At 38.6% G+C, this 23,202-nt stretch carries 22 protein-coding genes; 15 read left to right on the top strand and 7 right to left on the bottom strand.

What is annotated here, in order from left to right; translation table 11 throughout:
- Window positions 1-196 precede the first annotated feature (196 nt).
- The 3 genes from B5P37_RS03790 (at window position 197) to B5P37_RS03780 (ending at window position 3,088) form a co-directional block, all read left to right on the top strand.
- Window positions 197-523, top strand: coding sequence for a YnfA family protein (locus B5P37_RS03790; protein ID WP_085238411.1), 327 nt, complete (start codon window positions 197-199; stop codon window positions 521-523).
- A 33-nt stretch (window positions 524-556) separates the two neighbouring features.
- Complete coding sequence (locus B5P37_RS03785; protein WP_085236970.1) at window positions 557-1,582, top strand: aldose epimerase family protein; 1,026 nt, start codon at window positions 557-559, stop codon at window positions 1,580-1,582.
- A gap of 186 nt (window positions 1,583-1,768) precedes the next feature.
- Window positions 1,769-3,088 carry an ISL3 family transposase gene (locus B5P37_RS03780; RefSeq protein WP_085238410.1) on the top strand — a complete coding sequence of 440 codons (1,320 nt, stop codon included), beginning with the start codon at window positions 1,769-1,771 and terminating at the stop codon, window positions 3,086-3,088.
- Between the two features lie 161 nt (window positions 3,089-3,249).
- Here B5P37_RS03780 and B5P37_RS03775 read toward each other — a convergent pair whose 3' ends face one another.
- Window positions 3,250-3,909 carry an MOSC domain-containing protein gene (locus B5P37_RS03775; RefSeq protein WP_085236969.1) on the bottom strand — a complete coding sequence of 220 codons (660 nt, stop codon included), beginning with the start codon at window positions 3,907-3,909 and terminating at the stop codon, window positions 3,250-3,252.
- Window positions 3,910-4,035: 126 nt separating this feature from the next.
- Between B5P37_RS03775 and rpiA the strand changes: the two genes are divergently transcribed.
- Complete coding sequence (gene rpiA, locus B5P37_RS03770; protein ID WP_085236968.1) at window positions 4,036-4,725, top strand: ribose 5-phosphate isomerase A; 690 nt, start codon at window positions 4,036-4,038, stop codon at window positions 4,723-4,725.
- A 219-nt stretch (window positions 4,726-4,944) separates the two neighbouring features.
- Here rpiA and hutG read toward each other — a convergent pair whose 3' ends face one another.
- Window positions 4,945-5,874, bottom strand: coding sequence for a formimidoylglutamase (gene hutG / locus B5P37_RS03765; RefSeq protein WP_085236967.1), 930 nt, complete (start codon window positions 5,872-5,874; stop codon window positions 4,945-4,947).
- 416 nt (window positions 5,875-6,290) lie between these two features.
- Between hutG and sdpC the strand changes: the two genes are divergently transcribed.
- Complete coding sequence (gene sdpC, locus B5P37_RS03760) at window positions 6,291-7,238, top strand: peptidoglycan release complex CPBP-like subunit SdpC (protein ID WP_085236966.1); 948 nt, start codon at window positions 6,291-6,293, stop codon at window positions 7,236-7,238.
- A gap of 160 nt (window positions 7,239-7,398) precedes the next feature.
- On the opposite strand, the gene B5P37_RS03755 is transcribed toward sdpC, so the two are convergent.
- Complete coding sequence (locus B5P37_RS03755) at window positions 7,399-8,274, bottom strand: LysR family transcriptional regulator (protein WP_085236965.1); 876 nt, start codon at window positions 8,272-8,274, stop codon at window positions 7,399-7,401.
- Between the two features lie 237 nt (window positions 8,275-8,511).
- Between B5P37_RS03755 and hutU the strand changes: the two genes are divergently transcribed.
- From hutU to B5P37_RS03725, 6 genes are all read left to right on the top strand, one after another.
- Window positions 8,512-10,176 carry a urocanate hydratase gene (gene hutU / locus B5P37_RS03750; protein ID WP_169710825.1) on the top strand — a complete coding sequence of 555 codons (1,665 nt, stop codon included), beginning with the start codon at window positions 8,512-8,514 and terminating at the stop codon, window positions 10,174-10,176.
- On the top strand, window positions 10,176-11,438 hold the full coding sequence (hutI, locus tag B5P37_RS03745; protein WP_169710824.1) for an imidazolonepropionase: 1,263 nt from the start codon (window positions 10,176-10,178) through the stop codon (window positions 11,436-11,438). The genes hutU and hutI overlap by 1 nt, the downstream gene beginning before the upstream one ends.
- 165 nt (window positions 11,439-11,603) lie before the next feature.
- On the top strand, window positions 11,604-11,789 hold the full coding sequence (locus B5P37_RS03740) for a hypothetical protein (protein WP_085236962.1): 186 nt from the start codon (window positions 11,604-11,606) through the stop codon (window positions 11,787-11,789).
- Window positions 11,790-11,842: 53 nt separating this feature from the next.
- The gene (locus B5P37_RS03735) at window positions 11,843-12,979 is read left to right on the top strand and encodes an amidohydrolase (RefSeq protein WP_085238409.1); all 1,137 of its coding nucleotides are present in this window, start codon (window positions 11,843-11,845) and stop codon (window positions 12,977-12,979) included.
- Window positions 12,980-13,300: 321 nt separating this feature from the next.
- The gene (locus tag B5P37_RS03730; protein ID WP_085236961.1) at window positions 13,301-14,617 is read left to right on the top strand and encodes a Na+/H+ antiporter NhaC family protein; all 1,317 of its coding nucleotides are present in this window, start codon (window positions 13,301-13,303) and stop codon (window positions 14,615-14,617) included.
- A 77-nt stretch (window positions 14,618-14,694) separates the two neighbouring features.
- A complete protein-coding gene (locus B5P37_RS03725; RefSeq protein ID WP_085236960.1) occupies window positions 14,695-15,201 on the top strand; it encodes an SRPBCC domain-containing protein in 507 nt (168 codons plus the stop codon).
- A gap of 149 nt (window positions 15,202-15,350) precedes the next feature.
- Here the strand turns inward: B5P37_RS03725 and B5P37_RS03720 are convergent, their stop codons facing one another.
- Window positions 15,351-15,893 carry a hypothetical protein gene (locus B5P37_RS03720; RefSeq protein ID WP_244898635.1) on the bottom strand — a complete coding sequence of 181 codons (543 nt, stop codon included), beginning with the start codon at window positions 15,891-15,893 and terminating at the stop codon, window positions 15,351-15,353.
- 194 nt (window positions 15,894-16,087) lie between these two features.
- On the opposite strand from B5P37_RS03720, the gene B5P37_RS03715 reads away from it, so the two are divergent.
- The 3 genes from B5P37_RS03715 to B5P37_RS03700 all read left to right on the top strand — a co-directional run bounded on the left by B5P37_RS03715 (window position 16,088) and on the right by B5P37_RS03700 (window position 19,278).
- Window positions 16,088-17,008 (top strand): bile acid:sodium symporter family protein, encoded by a 921-nt coding sequence (locus B5P37_RS03715; RefSeq protein WP_085236958.1) that lies wholly within the window; start codon window positions 16,088-16,090, stop codon window positions 17,006-17,008.
- Between the two features lie 726 nt (window positions 17,009-17,734).
- Window positions 17,735-18,565, top strand: coding sequence for a VOC family protein (locus B5P37_RS03705; protein ID WP_085236956.1), 831 nt, complete (start codon window positions 17,735-17,737; stop codon window positions 18,563-18,565).
- 68 nt (window positions 18,566-18,633) lie between these two features.
- A complete protein-coding gene (locus B5P37_RS03700; RefSeq protein ID WP_085236955.1) occupies window positions 18,634-19,278 on the top strand; it encodes an HAD family hydrolase in 645 nt (214 codons plus the stop codon).
- Between the two features lie 642 nt (window positions 19,279-19,920).
- On the opposite strand, the gene B5P37_RS03690 is transcribed toward B5P37_RS03700, so the two are convergent.
- On the bottom strand, window positions 19,921-20,103 hold the full coding sequence (locus B5P37_RS03690; protein WP_085236953.1) for a hypothetical protein: 183 nt from the start codon (window positions 20,101-20,103) through the stop codon (window positions 19,921-19,923).
- Between the two features lie 6 nt (window positions 20,104-20,109).
- Complete coding sequence (locus B5P37_RS03685; protein WP_085236952.1) at window positions 20,110-20,445, bottom strand: hypothetical protein; 336 nt, start codon at window positions 20,443-20,445, stop codon at window positions 20,110-20,112.
- Between the two features lie 445 nt (window positions 20,446-20,890).
- Between B5P37_RS03685 and B5P37_RS03680 the strand changes: the two genes are divergently transcribed.
- Window positions 20,891-22,279 (top strand): amino acid permease, encoded by a 1,389-nt coding sequence (locus B5P37_RS03680; RefSeq protein WP_085236951.1) that lies wholly within the window; start codon window positions 20,891-20,893, stop codon window positions 22,277-22,279.
- A 306-nt stretch (window positions 22,280-22,585) separates the two neighbouring features.
- Here the strand turns inward: B5P37_RS03680 and B5P37_RS03675 are convergent, their stop codons facing one another.
- A complete protein-coding gene (locus B5P37_RS03675) occupies window positions 22,586-22,966 on the bottom strand; it encodes a hypothetical protein (RefSeq protein ID WP_085236950.1) in 381 nt (126 codons plus the stop codon).
- Window positions 22,967-23,202 lie beyond the last annotated feature (236 nt).

The following is a 23,202-nucleotide window of genomic DNA, read 5'->3' as shown; positions in this document are numbered from 1 at the left end:
GATGTTCATTTTTTTCAAGTCTTCCATTATCGAACAACCACTGAACAGATGTGATGTCTTTTATTGAATGTGTATATTAATAACTTGAAGTAGGTCAATTTAAGCGTTATAAGAAAAAATACGAGATTTTATCACCCACTTCAAATTTGGAAACTGATACAATAAAATAAAAGTAATATGAGGTGAACATGTGACTATTTTATATTCCACAGCAATTTTTATCATAGCGGGTTTGTGTGAAATCGGCGGTGGTTATCTCATATGGTTATGGTTGCGTGCGGATCGACCATTTTGGCTAGGAGCAATCGGAGGGATTGTACTCATCTTGTACGGTATGATTGCCACGCTACAAACTTTTCCAAGTTTTGGTCGTGTATACGCAGCTTATGGCGGTGTTTTTATCGTTATGAGTCTCTTATGGGCTTATTGGGTGGATAAGACACAGCCAGATAAATATGATTTGATCGGTGGCATTGTTTGTATCATAGGGGTGTTGATTATGGTGTTGCCGACGAGAGGGTAATCTTTGGGAGAGAGTAAAGGAGCTAGATTAATAATGAATATTAATATTGAACAACAATCTAACGGGGTTGAATTAATTAAGATTGAAAACAAAGAAAGCAAAATTGTGTTCATGAATTATGGTGCGCGTATTGTGAGTTGGAAAATAGGGGACAATAACATTGTTTTAGGGAATGAAGTTGAAGCGGATGAGTTTTATCCGTACAATCCTTTTTATTTTGGTGCAACAGTTGGCCGTTATGGGGGACGTATCGCTAAAGGACAATTTGAACTTAACGGTGAGACATATCAACTTGAACAAAATGATGGTGAAAATCATTTGCACGGGGGGATGCAAGGATTGTCAGACCGTTTATTTGAGTACGATATTGTTCAGGACGAGTTGGGTGAAAAGGTACAAGTTCATTTCACAACGACATTAAGTTCAGCTGCGGATCATTACCCAGGAAATATAGCGCTTAAAGTGGTATTTACTTATGATGCCTCAAAAACATGGACAATTGAGTATTTTGCCGAATCGGATGCGGATACGTTATTTAATCCTATGAATCATGTGTATTTTAATTTGAATCGTGATAATAACGTGGTTGACAATCATGTCATTTCGAGTGAACAGCTTCAAATGTTTCCTTTGGATGATGCAGGCATGCCAATGCTGAAGCCGATTGATTTAGTAGCACAATTGGGAACAAACGAAATTCCACTAGCGACGCTTTTTAATAGTACGCATCCTACACTTCAAGCACAAGTGGGGGCAAGAGGCGGATTAGACCATCCTTTTGAAGTGAATGCTGGGAAAATGACACTTTCAAATCAAGATTTCAAGTTGCATGTAGAAACCGATACACCACAGATCGTGCTGTATACGCTCAATGATTCAGAAGGTTGGAAAAGCCATATGAATATTTATAAGCCGCATGCAGGCATTACTGTAGAAACACAAAGCATGCCGAATGATATTCAACTTTTTGGCGAGACTGCGCATTCTATATTAAAGGCCCATACACCGTTTTATTCTAAAACAAGCTACCGAATTGAAACATTGCAGTCTCGTTCATAGTCAGATTCATTGATAAGTGAATGGAGTTGTTTTATGGACAAAGCGCCTTGATAAAAGGTTCTATACTTTTAACGGTTGGTGAGTTTTTCACTGGCCGTTATTTTTGTTTTAAATACAAAAATAGCACAAATACCTCTATAATTGTAAGTGACTAAACCAACAAATTAAGGAGAGATATTCGTGCCTATGTATAATGATATATCAGAAATGATTGGAATAAAAGTATCAAATTTAAAAATCACTGAATGTTTAGGTATTCAAACCTTCAAGAACGTTCAATCATTGTTTTATAAAGGGATGTTAACTTATCAACCTAAAGGTTGTGAGTGTTGTGGTATCAAGAATGAGCAACACACAGTTATTAAAAATGGCTTTCGCAGTACAAGAGTGTATATGGGGCTTATTCTTGAAAGACCTAGTTATCTTGTTTTAAAAAAGCAACGCTTCTATTGTAAAGCTTGTGGTCAAACTTTTACGGCTAAAACACCATATATAGAACCGCGTTGTACAATTTCTAATGACGTAAAACTAATGGTGACGAGAAAGCTCGCCACTGTCATATCTGAAAAAGATATAGCGAATAGTGTTTTAGTTTCACCTTCAACTGTTCATAGATATTTGAAAGACCTAGGGGAAGCAGTAAAAACACAACCTAGTGATATATTGCCCCAACATTTATCCTTTGATGAATTTAAGTCAACTAATGATGTCGACAGCTCTATGAGCTTTATATACTGTGATAGTATCACGCATGATATTATTGATATCTTGCCAGATCGACGTAAGTTCAAGTTGGAAGAATACTTTTTAAGATTCTCAAGAAAGCAACGTGAAGGAGTTAAAAGTGTTTCTATTGATATGTATCCACCATACATGTCGCTAATTCAATCATTATTTCCCAATGCAGATATTATCTTAGACCGTTTTCATATTGTTCAAGCGGTTAACCGTGAAATCAATCACAGTCGCGTTAAAACAATGAATAGTTTTAAGACTAGAGAAAAACCCAAGTACAATAAATTAAAACGGTATTGGAAGCTTTTATTAAAATCTCCAATTGAATTAGACAGAGTCCATTATCACTCGTTCAGACTTTTTAATACATGGCATAGTCAGTATAGTTTAGTACAATTCTTGTTAACTTTTGATGAAGAATTCCAATTAACGTATGAAGCAGGACATCATATTCTAGAAACTCTAAGATCAAATAACATTGAACAATTAGAGGAAGCATTACAACGTTCGAAGAGTTTAAATATTTCAAATGGACTCAAACGTGTTGTTAACACACTCATAAAATATATACCTTATATTTCAAATACGATTCAAAATCCTCATTTGACCAATGGTCCAATTGAAGGTATTAACAATAAAATAAAGCTTATTAAGCGTGTCTCTTATGGTTATAGAAATTTTTATAACTTTAGAAATAGGATTTTAATTATTTCAAGGTTATACGTGAGTGAATATAAAAAACGTACTAAGCAACAAAAAATTGCCACTTAGTACGATATTTCTTCACCAACCGACGTTGACAAAGAGCCTGATAAAAAGCAGCCGTAAAAAATCGGCTGCTTTTTAAGTTGATGTACGGATTGCGTTTAAAAATATGATATGGGCGTCTCTTTTAAAAATAGGAAAATTAATCGTCTAAATCGGTAATTGGGTTATTGTGTTGTACATTGCTGAAGCATTTTTTTTAATGTTTCTTTTCGTTTATTCGTCAGGTATGGATTTTGTAATGCATAGGTAAGACGCGCTTGGTTTTTACGGTCATTATAATAGAGATCATTAAGTGATTGAACGGATAAGCGTGTTGCTTTAGGTGCAGAACGGAAAAGTGAGAGTACGGCGTTAGGCTTTACGAATCCTTCTTTGATAACTCGGAAGTAACAACCTGTTTTCCCAGTTTTTGACATTTCTTTAACTAGTGAGGGATAGCCATATTTACTTTGAATTTTCCAGCAAGGTTCTCGAATTTCAGAGACTTCAATTATTGCTTCTCCTAATCGATACTGGTCGCCAAAAAAAAGTTCTGTTTCGTCTATATCACAAACGGTAATGTTTTCACCAAACATCGCATATTCAGGTAGGGGACGAATAGCCTTTTGCCACATCATATAGTTGGCTCGACTATATAAACAAACGGCTTTGTCTGGTCCGCCATGCCCGTGATACGCTTGTTCATCCTCTACAAAACCCGTGCGCGATAACCACATTTTTTCTTGAATCGGTTGTTTGTTCATTGCACTTTTCATAGGACGATCATTTCCGTATTGCAGATCTTCAATTTTGCCAGTTGAAATTGCGTGAATTGCGTAATGCATTTTAATCGACCTCCATGTTTAAGTTAAACTCATTTTAGCGTATTTTGTATGCTTCGTCATGGTATTTTATGATGAATATTGTAAAATAAGAATCATAAGGATAAGTCAAAATCAAGGAGTGGGGTAATGAGTAATAAAGCATTGAAATTAAAGACTGCGGATGAGGCAGTGAAACGGATTCAAGATGGTATGACAATTGGAATTGGGACAGGGAGTACAGTGGAATTACTGGTGCCTAAAATTGCGACATTAATTCAAGACAAAGGTTATCAATTAATCGGCGTTTGTACATCAGAGCGGACAGAGAACCAAGCAAAGGCGCTCAATATCCCTACGGCTAATATTAATGATGTCACACATATTGATATTGCCATTGATGGGGCCGATGAAATTGATCCGCAGTTAAACTTAATTAAAGGCGGCGGTGGTGCACTATTTCGCGAAAAGGTCATCGATACATTTGCCGATCAATTTTATGTGATTGTCGATCAAACCAAATGTGTCGACTATTTAGGACAAACTTTTAAATTACCGGTAGAAGTGGATCGTTTTAATTGGTGTCAGACTGTCAGAAGTATTGAGCAACACTTTAACATTAAAGTCACACGTCGTATGGTGGAAGATAAGCCATTTATAACAGATAATGGACATTATATTTTAGACTGTGCTTTCGAATCTGAAGTGGATCCTTATGAAGTGCATGAGTATCTGATTCATCTTGTAGGTGTCATAGAGACAGGGTATTTCTTAGATACTGTAACGGAAGCCATTGTAGGGACTGAAGAAGGTGTGAAATTAATTTACGCTAAGGCGTAAATCATTTTTATGCTGTGTCATTGATGATGAGCACTTTAAGGCGTACATATCATGATGAGTGACCCCGTTTAAAAATGAAAGATGTGGAAACGATTAAAATACGCGTTGAAGGGGTCTAGCGACAGATGTCTTCAACGCGTATTTTAATTTATTTTAGTCTGTTAAGTTTGAAATACGTTTAAGCGCGAAGTCTAAAAAATAAAGCGAATGTGGACACATTTAGCAGTGAATAAAATGCGCGAGAAAATGTGCCGCTAACTTAGCTGTCCGTTGATCGATATCATAGCGTGGATTCGTCTCGGCGATACTGACTGAAGTGACTTTGTCATGCTTTAAAATACGTCTTGCAAGCTCTAAGACCGTGTGAGGTGTTAAGCCGAGTACAGCACTGGCACTCACGCCTGGCGCAAAGGCACTATCAATGACGTCCATACAAATAGTAAACAAAATGACATCATGATCATTAATAAAGTGATCGATTTTATCTTTGACAGGGGGACAGATTTGTTCAATTAATTCTTCAGAGAGTACATATTGTGTATGGGTTGCATCAGCATAATCAAACAGGCTTTGGGTATTACTTGTGCGTTGAATGCCAAGGACAAAATAATCTAGCGCTTCGTCTTCCTCTAGCATTTGATAGAAGCTTGTTCCAGATGTAGAAAACGTCTCTTGACGGTTATCAAAATGTGCGTCGATATTGATGACACCAATGCTTTTGTCAGGATAAGCTTGGCGGACACCGAGATATTGTGCATATGCAATGTCGTGGCCACCGCCTAATAAAAAAGTACGCTCATGGCGTGTTAATAATTGGGCGACGTATGACCCGAATAATTGTTGTGATTGTACTAAAGTCGATGCTGTATGTGTCCAGTTGCCATAGTCAATGATTTTCAAATTTGATAATGTCGGTAATCCTGCAAAGGCACTTTTAATGGCGTCAGGGCCCTCTTTTGCGCCAACACGTCCTTGATTAAGCGCGACACCCTCATCAATCGCATAGCCTAATAATGCAACATCACTGGTTGGAAGGGGTGTATTTTCGATATCAGCGAATTGGACGGTTTGAAAATGACGGAATGCTTGTGGGTCTGTTTCACTATCTAAACGACCTGACCAAAGTTTAGGATTGGGCTTTTCATACATAAATTGAACTCCTTTCACATTCATGGCATAGTTGTACATCAAATACATGTGTCAATTCCATGCTACTATTTTTACAGCGCGATTGCCAAAGAAAAAGTAAGCGCTTTATTTTGGTTTTCGAGACGATGCGAAAGCGTGCGCCCCCAAATGAACCGCATGTCAAATGCGATGAACTGTAGGCACATCACGTCCATTTCTTTTTCTAAAAAACGTCATTTATTATAGGACTTATATTACAATTCAATGATATTTAACGGCTAGTAATTTATTTCTATTACATATATGGTTATAATGGACGATAGAGACTATGAGTTGATAGTCGTCCAACATGAAAAGGATTTGTGAAGTGAATCTTGTACGTTGGACCCTCATGCATACGAACATGAATAGCGATGGTTTAATATGGAGGATTAATAATGAATCGAACGCGCATCTCTGGCTTTCAGTGGGCAATGACGATTTTTGTGTTTTTTGTACTATCTTATGTGATACCCATCATATTGCAAGATTTTCAAAAAGCATCTGGTTTAAAATCATTTGTATTTACATTAAATAGTTTAGGCCCATTTATTGCTGCAGTTATATGTATATTAGTATTTAAAAATAAAAAAGAACAACTTGCAGGACTGAAGTTTTCAATTAATTTAAAAGTCATCGAACGACTTTTAATCGCATTTACATTACCGCTCATTATCTTTATGATCGGCATGTACATTTTTAACACGTACGCAGATAGTTTTATTTTATTGCAATCAAAAGATTTATCTGAATCGATTTGTACGATTTTAATCGGACATATTTTGATGGCCTTTTTTATTGAATTGGGCTTTCGGTCGTATCTTTTAAATATAGTTGAAACGCGATTGCCACACTTTTTTTCGAATATTGTCGTCAGTGTCTTGTATCTCGTATGGGACGTGAATACGGCTTTTGGTATGCCATACACTTTGTATAGCGCCATCTATGTCTTTGCTTTTTCAATGATTGCGGGTGAATTGGTTCGTGGGACAGGCGGCCGAGCGATATACGTTGCGACATTATTCCATGCAGGGATGACGTTCGCAAAAGTCTTCTTTTTTAGTGAAGAAATTGGAGACGTATTCTCGATGAAAGTGTTAGCGTATTCAACAGCAGGTGTCGCAATTGTTGTCGTCATACTCGGTTTATTGATGCGACTATTCACACTCCGTCAAAAAGAAGATGTGGTGGAGGCACCGGTGAGTGAAGACGAAACGGCGCCTGAAACAGAACAACAAAATGATGATGTCAATGACGTGAATGTGAATGAAGCGCACGACGTGAATGAAGCGGAAGTAGCGACTACATCGGCAGAGTCAGAGGAACATACCGAAGAGACAAAATAGTGGGGCACCGTGCCTTGCGATTAATAAATGAAAATGAAAGAACCAGACGAGATCATTATGAGATGATAACGGTCTGGTTCTTTTACATTTGGCGTTATTAACGTGCGATTTTTGAACGATTTCAATTCTAAAATGTGAGGAAGTAATACTTTTAGGTGAATCAAAATTCAACTTGCCAATAGGTACAACAAGCACGAACTAAATCAAAAAACTGACGATTATACTCACGTTTTTTAGAAAAATTGAGATAAATGGTTCTTTGGATATTCGGGCGAATTTTAACAGCATTCAGTTGAAAAGTGGCATAGGATTGGGCATACATTTGTGGTATCACAGCATATCCCATGCCTTGGTGCACAAAATTTGTAGCGCTCTCAAAACGGTCTACCTCCATGATGATATTCGGAGGAATCTCTAAACGAGTGAAATAGTCATCGATATGTTTACGGACTTGATACCCTTGATTAGGAACAATCAGGGGCAAATCTTTTATAGATATCGATTTTTGGTTGTCAAATGTATCATGAGGAACAAGGAGGACATAATCTTCTTGATATAGTGGCAAAGAATGAATATGTTCATGTCGGATTTGATCATTAGACAGGCCCAAATGAATGTCAAATTGAATCAATTTTTGGGCCAATTCATGCGGGTCTAATATTTCGGTGATTTGATAATGCTGCTCTGGATGGATTTGGTGATGGGTTTGAACCACAGTTGCGACCCAACGTGCTGTCGATTCGATGACTGCCATTTTAATCTTAGGTGTTTGACTGATTTTAAGATCATACATTTTTTCGACAGACTGGTGATAGTGCTTCACCAAAGCAATCGCCTCATTATAAAATTGGATGCCTTTTTCGGTAATAGAGATTTCTTTCGTCGTTCTTTTCAGCAGTTGATAGCCAAGTTCATTTTCCATTTTTTTAATGGCTGCAGTCAGTGAGGGTTGGCTAATATGTAAGACTTGAGCGGCTTTAGTAAAACTGTTTTGATGAACGATTTCAATAAAATATTCCAGTTGTATGACTTTCATGACAGGCTCCTTTTATAGTTTGAAGTTATAAATTATTAGTTTATTGATATTAGTGATTTATATTTAAGCATATTACAATAAAGGTATAAATGAAAGCGCTTTATCAAAAGAAGTGAAGGCATTGTGACTGACGAATATCATAGGGCCGCATTGTGTGACCGTTTTTACAATTTGAAATATTGAATGAAGGGTTGCAATACTGCTGTTCATTTTTAATCAAAGGAGAGATTGCATATGGTGAGAACGATTCAAGCGAAAAAAGGTTTGGACATTGAATGTAAAGGTTGGGAGCAAGAAGCCGTATTACGCATGTTATACAATAACTTAGATCCAGAAGTAGCTGAACACCCTGAAAAATTAGTGGTGTATGGTGGGATTGGGAAAGCTGCACGAAACTGGGAAGCCTTTGACGCAATAGTGGAAACGTTACGACGTTTAGAAAATGATGAAACGATGCTCGTTCAATCTGGGAAGCCGGTTGCGGTTTTTAAGACGCATGAAGAAGCACCACGGGTGTTATTGTCTAACTCGGTATTAGTACCTAAATGGGCGACTTGGGAACATTTTCATGAGCTCGATAAAAAAGGATTGATGATGTACGGTCAAATGACAGCAGGCAGTTGGATCTACATTGGTTCTCAAGGCATCGTACAGGGAACGTATGAAACATTTGCAGAATTAGCCCGTCAACATTTTGGAGGAGACTTAAAAGGTACGATTACGTTAACAGCAGGTTTAGGAGGGATGGGAGGGGCACAACCCCTTGCAGTCACAATGAATGGGGGTGTCGTGATTGGCGTCGATGTCGATCCAACACGTATTCAAAAGCGGATTGATACACGTTATTGTGATTGGATGACAGATTCTTTAGATGAAGCACTCGAGAAAGCAAGTCAAGCCAAACAAGAAGGTCGCGCCTTGGCCATTGGTTTAGTGGGGAATGCTGCAGAGGTACATCATGAAATATTAAGACGAAATTTTAAAATTGACATTGTAACGGATCAGACGTCAGCGCACGACCCTTTAAATGGTTATATACCGGAAGGCTACAGCGTGGAAGAAGCGACGCAATTAAGAAGTGAACATCCTGATCAATATATCACGCGATCAAAGCAATCTATGAAAAAACATGTGGAAGCGATGCTAGAATTTCAAAATCGTGGCGCGGTCGTATTCGATTATGGGAACAACATTCGGCAGGTGGCTTTCGATGAAGGTTTAGCGCAGGCCTTTGATTTTCCTGGGTTTGTTCCAGCGTATATTCGTCCTTTATTTTGTGAAGGTAAGGGCCCGTTTCGATTTGCAGCACTGTCAGGTGATCCTAAAGATATCGAACGTGCAGATCAACTTATGCGGGAATTGTTCCCAGATGATGCTAAGCTAATGCGTTGGTTAGATATGGCAAGTGAAAAAATAGCTTTTCAAGGGTTACCTTCCAGAATTGCATGGCTCGGTTACGGGGAACGAGCAAAAATGGGATTGGCACTTAACGCATTAGTTCGGACAGGAGAAATCTCTGCGCCTATTGTGATTGGACGGGATCATCTCGATTCAGGCTCGGTTGCATCGCCGAACCGTGAGACTGAGGCGATGAAAGATGGTTCGGATGCAGTGGGTGACTGGGCGATTTTAAATGCATTAGTCAACACAGCGGCAGGCGGTTCATGGATTTCAGTGCATCATGGCGGCGGCGTTGGGATGGGATATTCCTTACATGCAGGAATGGTCGTCGTTGCAGATGGAAGTGTTCGTGCTGAACGAAGATTGGGGCGTGTATTAACGACAGATCCGGGTATGGGAATCGTAAGACATGCAGATGCAGGTTATGAAAAAGCCATTAAAACGGCTAGAACGAAAGGTGTGGATATTCCGATGATGGCAAAGGAGGTAGAAAGTGAATGATTTATGACTTACTCATTCAAAATATTAAAACATTGATTTTACCTGTCTCTACAGCGGAACCTTTAAAAGGAAAAGCACTCGATACGTTGAAAGTAGTTGAAAAAGGCACTGTCGTCGTACATGAAGGTAAGATTGTTTATTCAGGACCTTACTCTGAATCTTTTAAAGCACGTGAAACGATTGATGCAACTGATCGTGTCGTTTCACCGGCATTGGTGGATGCGCATACCCACCTTGTTCATGGGGGATCTCGTGAACATGAGATGGCTTTAAAACGACAAGGGAAATCTTATTTAGAAATTCTTGAAGCGGGAGGTGGCATCCTATCGACCGTTGAGGCGACGCGTCAAGCATCAGAGGAAGCGTTGTTTGAAAAGGCAGAATTTGCATTGTTAACGATGATACATCACGGTGTTTTAGCTTTAGAAAGTAAAAGTGGTTATGGACTTGATAAAGAAAATGAACTCAAGCAGCTGCGCGTATCTAAACGATTAGAGAAAAAGTACGGTTTGCAAATGCGGCATACTTTTTTAGGTCCTCACGCGATACCAAAAGAAGCGACATCTCGAGAACAATTTTTGCAAGAGATGATTGATTTATTGCCAGAAGTGAAATCCATTGCAGACTTTGCAGATATTTTTTGCGAGACAGGCGTTTTTACTTTGGATGAATCAAAACGTTATATGGAAGCGGCCAAAGCACAAGGACTTAAAGTGAAAATTCATGCGGATGAAATTGACCCACTCGGTGGACTCGGCTTGGCTATTGATGAACATGCGATATCTGCTGATCATCTTGTCTCTTCGAGTGATGCAGATAAAAAAAGATTAAGCGAGTCCAATACGGTGGCCGTGTTATTACCGGGAACGACTTTTTATTTAGGGAAAGAGGACTATGCGGATGCAAGAGGGATGTTAAATCAAAACGGAGCGATAGCGATTGCGACGGACTATAACCCTGGAAGTTGTGTCACGAACAATTTGCAAATGGTTATGGCGATCGCAGCATTAAAGCTCAAAATGTCACCGAATGAAATTTGGAATGCTGTAACGGTTAATGCGGCCAAAGCCATTGATGTCGATGCGGGAACAATTAACGAAGGTGACCGTGCGAATATTGTCATTTGGCGTGCACCGAACCATGAATACATCCCATATCATTATGGTGTGAATCATGTCGAGAAAGTCATACAAAATGGGCGTCTGATAGTTGATCGTGAACGACAAGGCTTGTTAAACGAAACGACGTCTTCGCATAGTTGACGTTATCTCCGTTGTTTGATAGCAATGAACTGAATGAGGGCCGAGGGTAAAAATTTGAATACTAGGACATCTTGAAGTCGCGCTTTTAAATGTTGGAATATAAAAGCGTATCATATTCGAGCATGTCCTAGTTTTTCTTTTGAATCATTGAGCGCCATCAAATCAATGTGTTTTGCAAATGTGCCATTGTTAACTGAAGAAGCTTTTCATTTTGTGGTCATCAATATTTATATAGAGGCGAATGTGACACAAATCAATCAACAATTGTCTCTCATTTTGCTACAATATAATGAATCAATCATAAGGGGAAGAAAAGGTGTTCTGAAAGAAGCGATAACGCATTTAAAATAGACGACTTTGTGCTTGCTTAAGATTTGAAATGACAAGAATGGGGTGTGATGATGATGACAGTGGAACGACAACAATTAATTGAATGGAGACGTATTTTTCATGCGAATCCCGAACTGTCCAATGAAGAATACGAGACGACACGGCGATTACGTGAAATTTTAGAAAGCTATCATATCCATATTTTGAATTTGCCGATGACGCGGGGATTGGTTGCAGAAATCGGTCAAGGGGATGATTTTATTGCACTTCGCGCGGATATTGATGCTTTACCGATTGACGAGCAAACTGGGGTGTCTTATCAATCTCAAAAACGACATGTGATGCATGCATGTGGACATGATATTCATATGGCCGCAATTTTAGGGACAGCAATCCGTTTAAAAGCAATGGCATCGCAACTGCCAGGTCGAATTCGCATCATTTTCCAATCCGCTGAAGAAACAGGTGATGGCGCGTGGGCGCTTGTCAAAACGGGGGTACTCGATGGGGCCCTTGCTGTTTTAGGTTTTCATAATGATCCTTCAATTCGTGTAGGCGAATGGCGCGCAAAAGCAGGGTATATGACCGCCAATGTTGATCGCTTTCAAATTCATATTAAAGGGGTAGGTGCTCATGCCGCAATGCCACATCAAGGGTCAGACCCTCACATTGTTTTAAGTCAACTCACGATGAGTCTTCAGACGATTGTGAGTCGTAATATCGCACCGTATGATGAAGCGGTAGTCACGATTGGGCAAATGCATTGCGGTGAAACTTGGAATGTGATTCCTCAAAATGCAATGTTGGAAGGTACAGTGCGTAGTTTCAACCCAGATGTTCGAGATCTCATTGAAAAACGGATGCAAGCGATATGTGACGGCTTAGCGCAACAATTCGACGTAGAGGTTTCCCTCACTTATCAACGTCTTGCAGCGGCTGTAAATAATGATGAAACTTTACAACAGCTTGCATTAACCACGGCAAACGAAGTGGGTTATCAAGCGGAGGTACTTCCACGTGCGTTGACCATTGGTGAAGATTTCTCTAGTTATCAACATGTCGCACCTGTACATTTTGCAATGATTGGATCGGAAAGTCCATACCCGCTTCATCATGCGCAATATCAGCCGAATGAGGCGATATTAGAAAAAGTGCCTGAATATTTCATAAAGTTAATTCAAAAGCTATGGAAAGCGCATGGCGAACATTGACGAACGCATTGATTTCATGTATGGTTTAACAGTAATTTTGATTGATATCCATAAGATGTGAGACGGAAGTTGTCAGTATGACTTGAGAAAAAGTGAATCGGTAGTGCGAAGATCAGATGATATTCCTAATGGGCAATGATTGTCAGTAGTGAAAACATCTTACTGAATCGCATTTTAACGTGTGTGATCTTTGTGAATGAGATTGATAAAAGCACTTGACTCAATCGGAAATGCGGTCCTACATCTCTTGGAACGAGAAAAAGAAAAGGGCATCTGTGACATTGTTAATGTGGCAGGTGTTTAAAAATAAGGAGACTATGTATGTTAAAACAAGCGGATGTCTATCCAAGTCCATGGGCGCTCACCCCACTCATCGTCTTTATAGGGGTCTTTTTAGGTGCGGGTATCATCACGAAAGATTTTACTTTTATGCCATTAAATGTAGCAGCGAGCATCGGTGTTGTCGTTGCGCTCGTCATGAATCGACAAGAAAAGTTAACAACCAAGGTTGAAATTTTTGCACGTAAAGCAGGTCATCCTAATATTGTGTTAATGATGTTTATCTTTTTACTTGCGGGTGCTTTTTCGAAAACAACGGAGGCGATGGGCGGCGTCTCGTCCATCGTTAATTTAGGCTTAACTTTAATTCCGCAAAGTTTTTTAATTGTAGGGTTATTTGTGATTTGTATGTTTATTTCCATTTCGATGGGGACTTCAGTAGGTACAGTTGCAGCAATTGCTCCAGTAGGGTTAGGACTCAGTGAGGCGACAGAAATCCCCGCGGCACTTGCTATGGCCACAGTCATAGGGGGTGCGATGTTCGGCGATAACTTATCAATGATTTCAGATACGACCATTGCAGCGGTAAGAACCCAAAATACGAAAATGAGTGATAAATTTAAAGTGAACTTTCGAGTAGTCGTCCCCGGTGCATTATTGACGATGTTCATTTTGTGGGGACTCACACATGGGTATGAAGGGGTACAAACGAAAAGCTATGATTTTGAATGGTTTAAAGTCATTCCCTATTTGTTTGTATTAATATTGGCGGTCATAGGGGTCAATGTGATTTTAGTGCTGATTGGGGGAACCCTTTTGTCCGCAATGATAGGGCTTATTGATGGATCTTTTCATTTGGGGAAACTGTTAAAAGTGGTTTCTGAAGGGATGCTGAACATGCAAGATATTGCCATTATTGCTTTACTCATTGGAGGGATGATTGGACTCGTCGAACATCATGGCGGAATGACTTGGTTACTGAATTTTGTGAAGTCGCGAGTTAAAACACGACGTAGTGCAGAGTTTGGGATTGCAAGTCTGGTGAGTGTTGCAGATATTTCAACTGCCAATAATACGATTTCAATCATTTTGGCGGGTCCATTGGCAAAGGATATTGCTGATGCGTATGATATTGATCCGAGAAAGTCTGCAAGTTTGCTTGATATTTTTGGAAGTGCCTGTCAAGGATTCGTGCCATATAGTCCACAGTTAATCGCAGCCGCTAGTGTAGCGAGCATCTCACCGGTCGCGTTACTCCCTTATTCTATTTATCCAATCATGCTTGCACTGTGTGGGGTTATCGCAATCGTTTTTGATTTGCCGCGTCTTAAAACGACCCATCAATCACGAGTACATTGATAATGGAGCGACAGGCATAGGGGCAGTAAAGGCGTTGGTATGTGATGCATGAAAGGCCGAAAGCAAGGAGGATGGAAATGAAGCATATACAAAATGAATGGGTTGAAATTCAACTCGTTCGTCATATGAAAACAACACCCATACATGCATATCAGGCGTGGGTGGACCCCAAACGATTAATTCATTGGTTTATGACTTCTCCTCGTACGAACCAGGAACTTGTAGTAAATCCTGTTGAAGGGGGACAATACAAGATAGTGGATTTACGACAAGGAAAGCGCATTGAAGTAATCGGGACTTATCAAACATTGAAACAAGGAGAACAGATTATGCAAACGATTCAGATGCCTGAATTGAGTGAACAAGCCGATGAGATTGAGGTCTATTTCGAAGCGCGTTCACCTGAGTTAATGGCAATGACATTTTATTATAGAGCAATGATGCCTAAAGCCCGACGTATGTCGCATCTCGAATACAAGCAACAGAAAAAAGCGTATCATGATCACACGGCGCATGGTTTTGAATTGATGTTTGATTTGTTACAACGCGAGTTAGAGGCACGCGATATAGAGCATGAACTATGAAAAAATGATTGTACTGCTATGTGAGGCGGTGCAGTCATTTTTTTCGTATAGAACGCAGAGCAGTTTCAATGATTTCAACATGCATTGTGTGGCGTACGGTCGTCATTCACCTGTTGCGCTTAAATGCGAAGGGATGAGCTGAGCCCGTGTTAAAGATGTGATGAAATGCGTATTTTGGGAAAAGTTCGTACAGGGATATGGACGTGGTAAATGTCTACATTTCGCGTTGCTAACGCATGAATGAGGCCGCACATGACCGCAGACGTAGTTGTGATTTTTAAAATATCTTGTGTGAAGTTGTACATGATACGTGAATCTTGAAAGTCATTTAAAATATCGATGACTTTATCTTTAATGAAGGGGTCATTTAAGCCATCTATCATCACCTCGAAGCGATGTTCTTCAAATGGACGCTCGTGTATAGGTTGTATCGTATCGAATAATTGATAAGGAACAATTTGAAATATGCGATAGTGGTGAAAACTAATAAAACTAATCAGATAAGGGAGTGCTTGCTTTGGAAGTTGAACTTTGAGCAAGTACGATTGTTGAAGTTTCAACCATTCTGTTTGTATTTTTAAATCTAAATGAATGGTTTTGATTTGTTTTAATAACTTATGACGCGCCCAGCGATGCGACATTTGGTCGATGTTTAAAATAAAAGTCTCTGTTTTGCCTAGAATCATTGTCATTCCCCATTTTATTTTTTTATCGTCCTCATTGTATCATGAGTGTATTTGAAAATCTGTCGGACTATAGATGTAAAAATAAAGCAATAAAAGTGACCGAGATAGTTAAAATATTTGCAAAAAATATTGCGGGCTATATTTACGTATGTTAATATTCTGATTATTAAGATTATTTTATAGTTGGGGGAGATATTTTAATGTTACAACGGATAGGTCAGTTTGCATCTAAAACTTTTTTATTATGGATGTTATTAGCAAGTTTGATTGCTTTTATCATTCCGGACGTTTTCAAAGGATGGGGAATTGTCATCCCGTATCTATTAGGCGTCGTGATGTTGGGGATGGGATTAACAGTCACAGTGGACGACTTTAAACTCGTTTTAAAGGAGCCGAAAGCGGTCCTCATCGGAGTGGCATTACAATATACGATTATGCCGCTGACTGCATATGCTGTCGTTAAATTGTTTCAACTGCCACCTGATATTGCTATTGGTGTTATTTTAGTCGGCTGTTGTCCTGGCGGAACATCGAGTAATGTCATTAGTTACTTAGCGAAAGGGAATGTATCATTGTCAGTTACAATTACGACTGTTTCGACAGTACTCGCTTCATTTTTGACCCCTTTACTTATGTACGGATTGGCAAGAGAATGGATGAATGTATCGTTATTGGCGATGTTCATCTCAGTATTAAAAGTTGTACTCGTGCCATTGTTATTAGGGATCATCATTCAAAGATTTTTTAAACGTATTGCTGAAGTGGGGGAAGATATTTTACCTTTGATTTCAGTCATCGCCATTTCAATCATTTTAGCGACAGTTGTTGCTGGTAGTCGTGCGCTGATTATTCAAACAGGATTACTTATCTTTGCGGTGGTCATCTTACATAATATGATTGGCTATTTGCTCGGATTTTGGCTCTCATATGCGCTTAAATTAAACTATGCCAATCAAAAAACAGTGGCCATTGAAGTGGGAATGCAAAACTCAGGACTCGCTTCTTCACTTGCGACGGTACATTTTAATCCATTGGCCGCTGTGCCAGGCGCTATTTTTAGTGTCGTTCATTTAGTTACAGGACCACTATTAGCGAAGTATTGGGCATCTAAAGTGACATGATTATCAAGAGGAGAATGGTAGTGAATACATTAATATCTCATTTTTCATGCAGGGCAAGGGGACTTTGGAAATCTTGCGTTGTTTGAAAAATAAAGAGAAGATGACTCGAGTGAATGCAATTTTTGGCAAGGGCTTTCATTCGAGTTATTTCATTGGTGTGAATATATGTCGTACAGAGGGTTAATAGAGTAGTGCCAATGAATATCCAGATAAACGATGCATATCAGTTATTGTTAAATGATGTAAATTTTAACAATATGATTTTTGGGAGTTTCCAAGACATATTTTATTACAAATTTTACTTTTCTATTAGGTTGTGCGAAAATATGGTTTAAATCAAAGGATTTTACGGTTAATAAAAAGGTGTGATTTAAAATGATGGTCAAGATTTTTCAAAACTATTTCATTACTGTCTCGATATTTTTGATGATGTTAATTCTGTCCGCTGGGTTCATCATGAACTTTTCAAATGGGTTTCAGTTATTCACAAGCCTTATGGTAATTTTAACACTCGTTAACTTTACAATAGAAACATGGTTAATGAAAACCACATTGCCAAGGCGACAAGTTCGATTTATCCAAAGCTTAGTTTTTCCAATTTCAATCATTATTATAGGAGGAGTATGTTTCTTTCTCTTACCAGGTTTAACTTAGGTCAATATGTTGAAATATCTAGGTATATAAAATATACTAGTTGATGATGGAATAATGAGGAGGGGTATCAAAATGATTATTACAGGGCATCATCATATCTCTATGTACACTAAAAATTTAGATATGAATAAAGCGTTTTATCTTCACACATTGGGATTGAATTTAGTTCAAGAGACAGTCAATCAAGATAACCACGATATGGTTCACGTTTTTTATGGTAATCAAACGAATACACCTGGAACACTATTAACTTTTTTCGAAATCCCAAATGCGGGAGCAATGCGTAAAGGAACAAATATGATTGCTAGAATTGGTTTGCTTGTAAAAAGTGTGGCAGCTTTAGATTTTTTTGAAAATCGATTACAAGGTATAGCACAGCAGATTTCAAGAGGTTCATATGAGGGACAACCCGCACTTTATTTCGATGATCCTGATAATGTATCCTATGTAATGCTAGTGAATGGTGAGGCGACTATACCAATAAATTGGGGGAATTCGGTCGAAAATGATGTTCCCCAAGAATACCAGATTTTAGGATTAGGTCCTATTGAAATCCATGTTAGAGATGCACAAAAAACCATTAATTATTTTCGTGATACTTTAGGTTACAAAAGTAAAGCGCAATTTGATCATCAAATGATATTCGCATTAGATGAGTCAGGTTATTATACAGATATCGTAATCGTCCAAAAAGACGGTCCATCTGTTCGACCAGGTCGAGGTTATATTCATCATCATGCGTTGACAACAGATAATGAATCAACATTAAATGAGTTAATTAGAATTCATGACGAATTACCTGGGAAACATTCAGGGATGATTGATCGTATTTGGTTCAAGTCTTTATATTATAGACAGAATAAAGTGATGTTTGAATTTGCAACAGCAGGTCCAGGGTTTTAAAAACATGTTTCAATTAACGCGACAATCATTGTACAGTAAAATCAACGAATGGAATAGAGGAGATAAAAATGTATCGTGCAGTGATTTTTGATTTTGATGGTACGATTATAGACACCGAGCAACATTTATTCAATTCAGTTAATCATTATTTAAAAGAAGCGGGTCAACCGTGTGTGAGTGAAGCGTTTTATCGTTCGAATATTGGCGGGCGTGCATTAGGACTTCACCAACATTTATTAACACATATCGGAGAGTCATTAACGCAACAACTCTATCAGGAACATTATGAAACAGCGAGCGAGTTGCCATTAAGACCTGGTGTGCTTGCGCTGATGCAACAATTACATCAACGGCATATTCCAATGGGGATTGCAACAAGTAGTACAAGACAACATATTGAAGTGCTTACACAAAAATTAGGGATAAATCAATATATCTCTACAATCAAAGGGCGTGAAGATGTCGAAGCGGTTAAACCAGCACCGGATTTATATTTAACAGTTGTTCAAGCACTGAATTTTCTTCCAACGCAATGTTTAGCAATCGAGGACTCTGTTAAGGGGGCAACAGCAGCAGTTCATGCCGGCTTAGATGTGATTGTGAATCCCAATGTTTTCACTGCAAAAAGCGACTTTTCCGAGTTGAATTTACTTGCTAAATCAGTCGACTTGACACAAGTCGTATCAAAGTATTTTGATGAGGAAAGCCAATGAGTATTGAAATGATATTATTTTTTATCATTGGTCCTCTCATCATTTTAGTCGGCCAACTTGTCTTGGCACCCCGGTTCCAAAAGCATATACCTATGCATATCCATGTCCTTTCTGCCCTGACTGGCCTGGTTGTTTATGGTGTCCTAGCTGGGGTTGTGTATTATTTTTTCTTACAAGGTCGAATATAGCACAATGAGCTGTGAAGATATTAACCATCAGATAATATTTTCACAGCTCATTTTATCGGTACGCCTGGCAAAGGTCACAAGAAACGCATTTTAGGGTTAGTATACATCTGTGATATTAAGTGAAATGACTTTATATCCTAGTTTACCAGCACTTTTTTAAGTCAACCAGTGTCTTTATAAAAATCAGTTCCAGCGACAAGGCAGAACGCAATGTGTCTATTTTATAGTGTTAATGGGTATCGATTTTATTCGAATGAGGAGATTTTAGTTCATTTTCTTAATTTCTCTCGATGCGATGACATTGAAAAATTTGCGCGGTTTGTAGGGTGAACGACATCGGATCATCTTTTATATTTTGGACTGGATCACGTACTGACCAGTTCAATGCATAGAAAAAGCCAATGGCGCATCCGTTATTGTGTCATTCAACGTTTGCGTCATTGACAAAGTAAGGTTATTTCAAAATAAGAATCGCAGCAATCACCAAGACGAGCAGCATGGCATCGACCCCTACCATCAGTTTATAGCGGGTATTTGGAATGTCTGTTTTTGATGTTTTATAAAGCATATAAGCATTAGGAATCAAACTGATTAAGAGAACGATTATAATCAGTGCACCTATCCATTGTGTCGACATGGTTCATCACTCCTTTACGCTACGTTGTCGAATCATGCCGATAAGTAGGCCGAGAACGACCCCGACTCCGACACCAATCAACGGATGTTGTAACAATTGCCCAATCAAAATACCGCCAATGAGCCCGATTAATAGTGGCGGCCCGTACAGGCGTTTACGTGATTCATTATTTAAAAGACTGAATGTTATAAAATAGAGCAAAGCAAACGTGCACGCGACGAATATTGAACGCATCAGCAACGTTTGCGTCTCCTCAGTCGCCTGTGCTTGATTCATAAAGAAAAACAGTAGTCCTAATATGATGGAAATGATGATTCCCCTCACAACAATGATTCGATTCATAAAGTACTCCTTCACAGCTTGAATTGCCCCCATTATAACATAGAAGAGAAAGTGTATGGCCATTGCGAGTGCGCTGATCATGCATTTTTATGCCAAACTGTTTCGTACGCTATGAAAGTAGGAGGCCTGATTCATTCGTCATGAGAGAGGTGTTATTTTGTGACAATTTTGTGACTTTTTTTGAATTGCACAGTATGAAAAAGAGTCTGATGATGAAAAGGAGGCAGATGGTTCTATCCCTTGAAGTTAAGGGGATTAAAGGTTGTGCGCTATCTAAGAGAGTGTGATTTATTGAAGTAAGCGCTTACATAAAAGTCGTTAATAATCGCATTACATTTTTAAATTTTTCTTTAAATATCAACATATTGTAGTATAATAGCGACATGCACGGTTCAACATCAATTTAATATGAAATAGGGGTTACAAAAGGAGATGGAACGTTGTCATGGAAGATAATCAATTACACAGAGGATTAAGTTCTCGGCAGATTCAAATGATCGCACTAGGTGGTACAATTGGTGTGGGTTTATTTATGGGCGCATCAAGTACCATTGCATGGACAGGCCCATCTGTTATCTTTGCTTATTTAGTTGCAGGTTTGTTTTTATTTTTAATTATGCGTGCAATGGGAGAGATGGTTTATCTCGATCCATCTACGGGTTCATTTGCAAATTATGCTACAGACTATATACATCCCGTCGCAGGTTACGTGACTGCGTGGGCGAATATATTTCAATGGATTGTTGTAGGGATGTCCGAAGTTATTGCGGTGGGCGCATACATGAAATTTTGGTTCCCAGAATTGCCAACATGGATTCCTGGCATTATTGTGATTGTGATTTTGACGGCTGCGAATGCAGTGTCTGTTAAAGCATTTGGTGAGTTTGAATTCTGGTTTGCAATGATTAAAATTGTAACAATCATTTTAATGATTATTGCAGGATTCGGTTTGATTTTCTTTGGAATCGGTAATGGCGGTCATCCAATCGGGTTAAGTAACCTTACAGCACACGGTGGGTTTTTACCTAATGGTTGGTTAGGCTTTTTCTTTGCTTTATCTATTGTCATCGGTTCATATCAAGGGGTTGAGTTAATCGGTATTACAGCAGGTGAAACAAAGGACCCACAAAAGAATATTAAAAAAGCAGTTAATGGTGTCATCTGGCGTATTTTAATCTTTTATATTGGTGCCATTTTCGTCATTGTTACAGTGTATCCTTGGAATGCATTACATGATATTGGAAGTCCTTTTGTCGCAACATTTGCAAAAGTAGGAATTACCATAGCAGCAGGTTTGATTAATTTTGTTGTCATCACGGCAGCGATGTCAGGATGTAACTCAGGGATATTTAGCTCTAGCCGAATGATTTTTACATTAGCACAACATCGTCAATTACCAGCAATATTTAAAAAAGTATTGAAAAATGGTGTGCCTTTTTACACAGTTATCGCTGTATCTATTGGTATTTTTATTGGGGTCATTTTAAATGTCATTTTACCGAAAATGATTGATGGATCTGAAAACATTTTTGTATATGTTTATAGTGCATCAATTTTACCGGGGATGATTCCGTGGTTTATGATTTTATTTAGTCATATTCAATTTAGAAAGAAATTTCCAGAAAAATTGGAAAATCACCCATTTAAAATGCCACTTGCACCGTTCACAAACTATCTTTCAATCTTATTTTTAGTATTGGTACTTGTGGGTATGCTCATCAATCAAGAGACACGTGTCTCAGTCATTATTGGATTTTTGTTTTTAGGATTTATGGCTGTCTTTTTCTTTTTACGTGGATACCACAAGCGTGATAAAGAAGATTTTAAATTATAATTGTAACAAGATCGTCTAATGTAAAGGTTAAAGCATTAGCGATGTGAAAGGTCATATTGGATTGAGTTGTATCGTTTTATTGAGAGCCGCCGTGCTTTAATCGGTAGTTTGAAAGCCATTGGATGTAAGAGATAAAAAGATGGGTGAGACATTTTAATAGCATCCCTTTTTCCAATGGCCGTTTGATTGACACAAACGTCGCATCGTTCGAGTGAATCTTTAAGGGTCTAAAGCGTAAGGTGTACTGAGGGTCGGACAAATGTCCACCCTTTTTTCATTGGTCACATCGTATTGATGGCAGATGATTCAGTAATGCGCCTCGCTGATATCCGTGAGACCCGATATCCATCTCGCTGTTGCAAAACAGGACTGTGCACATGAAATCACTTGAATATAGCCCTGATTGACTTTACTTTGGCTGCCGAAGTCGATGAAAACGAGCGGGTGATGATATAGATGATGTAGGCAAGTATAATAACGGTCATAAGGATAGTGCGTGAAGGCGTCAATTTGCGCGGGATTAGGGGCATTATGAAATAATACTGCTACTTTTTCTTGTAATTTTTCTAAAATATGCGCCGCTTGATTGCGGTCGTGAGGATAGATTAAATCAAATTGAGTCGCTAAATCCAACAGTACATTTAATCCTTGTAAAGCTTCTGTTTCATTTGGTATGTGATAGGTCATTATGTTCACCTCTTTGTTAAATATAGGCTATTATATCAGTGATTGATGGTGAATATGTAAGCATGACACAAGTTGTAATATGATTTAAAACAATTGTTAATGCTGACGCACAATGAATAAAAAACTGGAGCAATTCAAGAAGATTTTATTGAAATATCCTTAAAACATGAGCGATGAATATCACAGTATTCAATATAAAGGTTTGCGGTAAAACGAATTTTTAACTTTTGTGCAAA

The sequence above is a fragment of the Staphylococcus lutrae genome (assembly GCF_002101335.1).
In the GTDB taxonomy this organism is placed as follows: domain Bacteria; phylum Bacillota; class Bacilli; order Staphylococcales; family Staphylococcaceae; genus Staphylococcus; species Staphylococcus lutrae.
Note: the sequence above shows the minus strand (reverse complement) of the source record. Positions and strands in the feature narration are given on the sequence as shown.

Coding starts and splice junctions, on each gene's coding strand:
- B5P37_RS03700 (WP_085236955.1), top strand. CDS start 18,634: ATGTATCGTGCAGTGATTTTTGATTTTGATGGTACGATTATAGACACC.
- B5P37_RS03755 (WP_085236965.1), bottom strand. CDS start 8,274: ATGAAAGTCATACAACTGGAATATTTTATTGAAATCGTTCATCAAAAC.
- B5P37_RS03740 (WP_085236962.1), top strand. CDS start 11,604: ATGTGTTTTGCAAATGTGCCATTGTTAACTGAAGAAGCTTTTCATTTT.
- B5P37_RS03690 (WP_085236953.1), bottom strand. CDS start 20,103: ATGTCGACACAATGGATAGGTGCACTGATTATAATCGTTCTCTTAATC.
- rpiA (WP_085236968.1), top strand. CDS start 4,036: ATGAGTAATAAAGCATTGAAATTAAAGACTGCGGATGAGGCAGTGAAA.
- B5P37_RS03725 (WP_085236960.1), top strand. CDS start 14,695: ATGAAGCATATACAAAATGAATGGGTTGAAATTCAACTCGTTCGTCAT.
- B5P37_RS03780 (WP_085238410.1), top strand. CDS start 1,769: ATGTATAATGATATATCAGAAATGATTGGAATAAAAGTATCAAATTTA.
- B5P37_RS03705 (WP_085236956.1), top strand. CDS start 17,735: ATGATTATTACAGGGCATCATCATATCTCTATGTACACTAAAAATTTA.
- B5P37_RS03675 (WP_085236950.1), bottom strand. CDS start 22,966: ATGACCTATCACATACCAAATGAAACAGAAGCTTTACAAGGATTAAAT.
- B5P37_RS03785 (WP_085236970.1), top strand. CDS start 557: ATGAATATTAATATTGAACAACAATCTAACGGGGTTGAATTAATTAAG.
- B5P37_RS03720 (WP_244898635.1), bottom strand. CDS start 15,893: ATGACAATGATTCTAGGCAAAACAGAGACTTTTATTTTAAACATCGAC.
- B5P37_RS03715 (WP_085236958.1), top strand. CDS start 16,088: ATGTTACAACGGATAGGTCAGTTTGCATCTAAAACTTTTTTATTATGG.
- B5P37_RS03775 (WP_085236969.1), bottom strand. CDS start 3,909: ATGCATTACGCAATTCACGCAATTTCAACTGGCAAAATTGAAGATCTG.
- B5P37_RS03735 (WP_085238409.1), top strand. CDS start 11,843: ATGACAGTGGAACGACAACAATTAATTGAATGGAGACGTATTTTTCAT.
- sdpC (WP_085236966.1), top strand. CDS start 6,291: ATGAATCGAACGCGCATCTCTGGCTTTCAGTGGGCAATGACGATTTTT.
- hutG (WP_085236967.1), bottom strand. CDS start 5,874: ATGTATGAAAAGCCCAATCCTAAACTTTGGTCAGGTCGTTTAGATAGT.
- B5P37_RS03680 (WP_085236951.1), top strand. CDS start 20,891: ATGGAAGATAATCAATTACACAGAGGATTAAGTTCTCGGCAGATTCAA.
- B5P37_RS03685 (WP_085236952.1), bottom strand. CDS start 20,445: ATGAATCGAATCATTGTTGTGAGGGGAATCATCATTTCCATCATATTA.
- B5P37_RS03730 (WP_085236961.1), top strand. CDS start 13,301: ATGTTAAAACAAGCGGATGTCTATCCAAGTCCATGGGCGCTCACCCCA.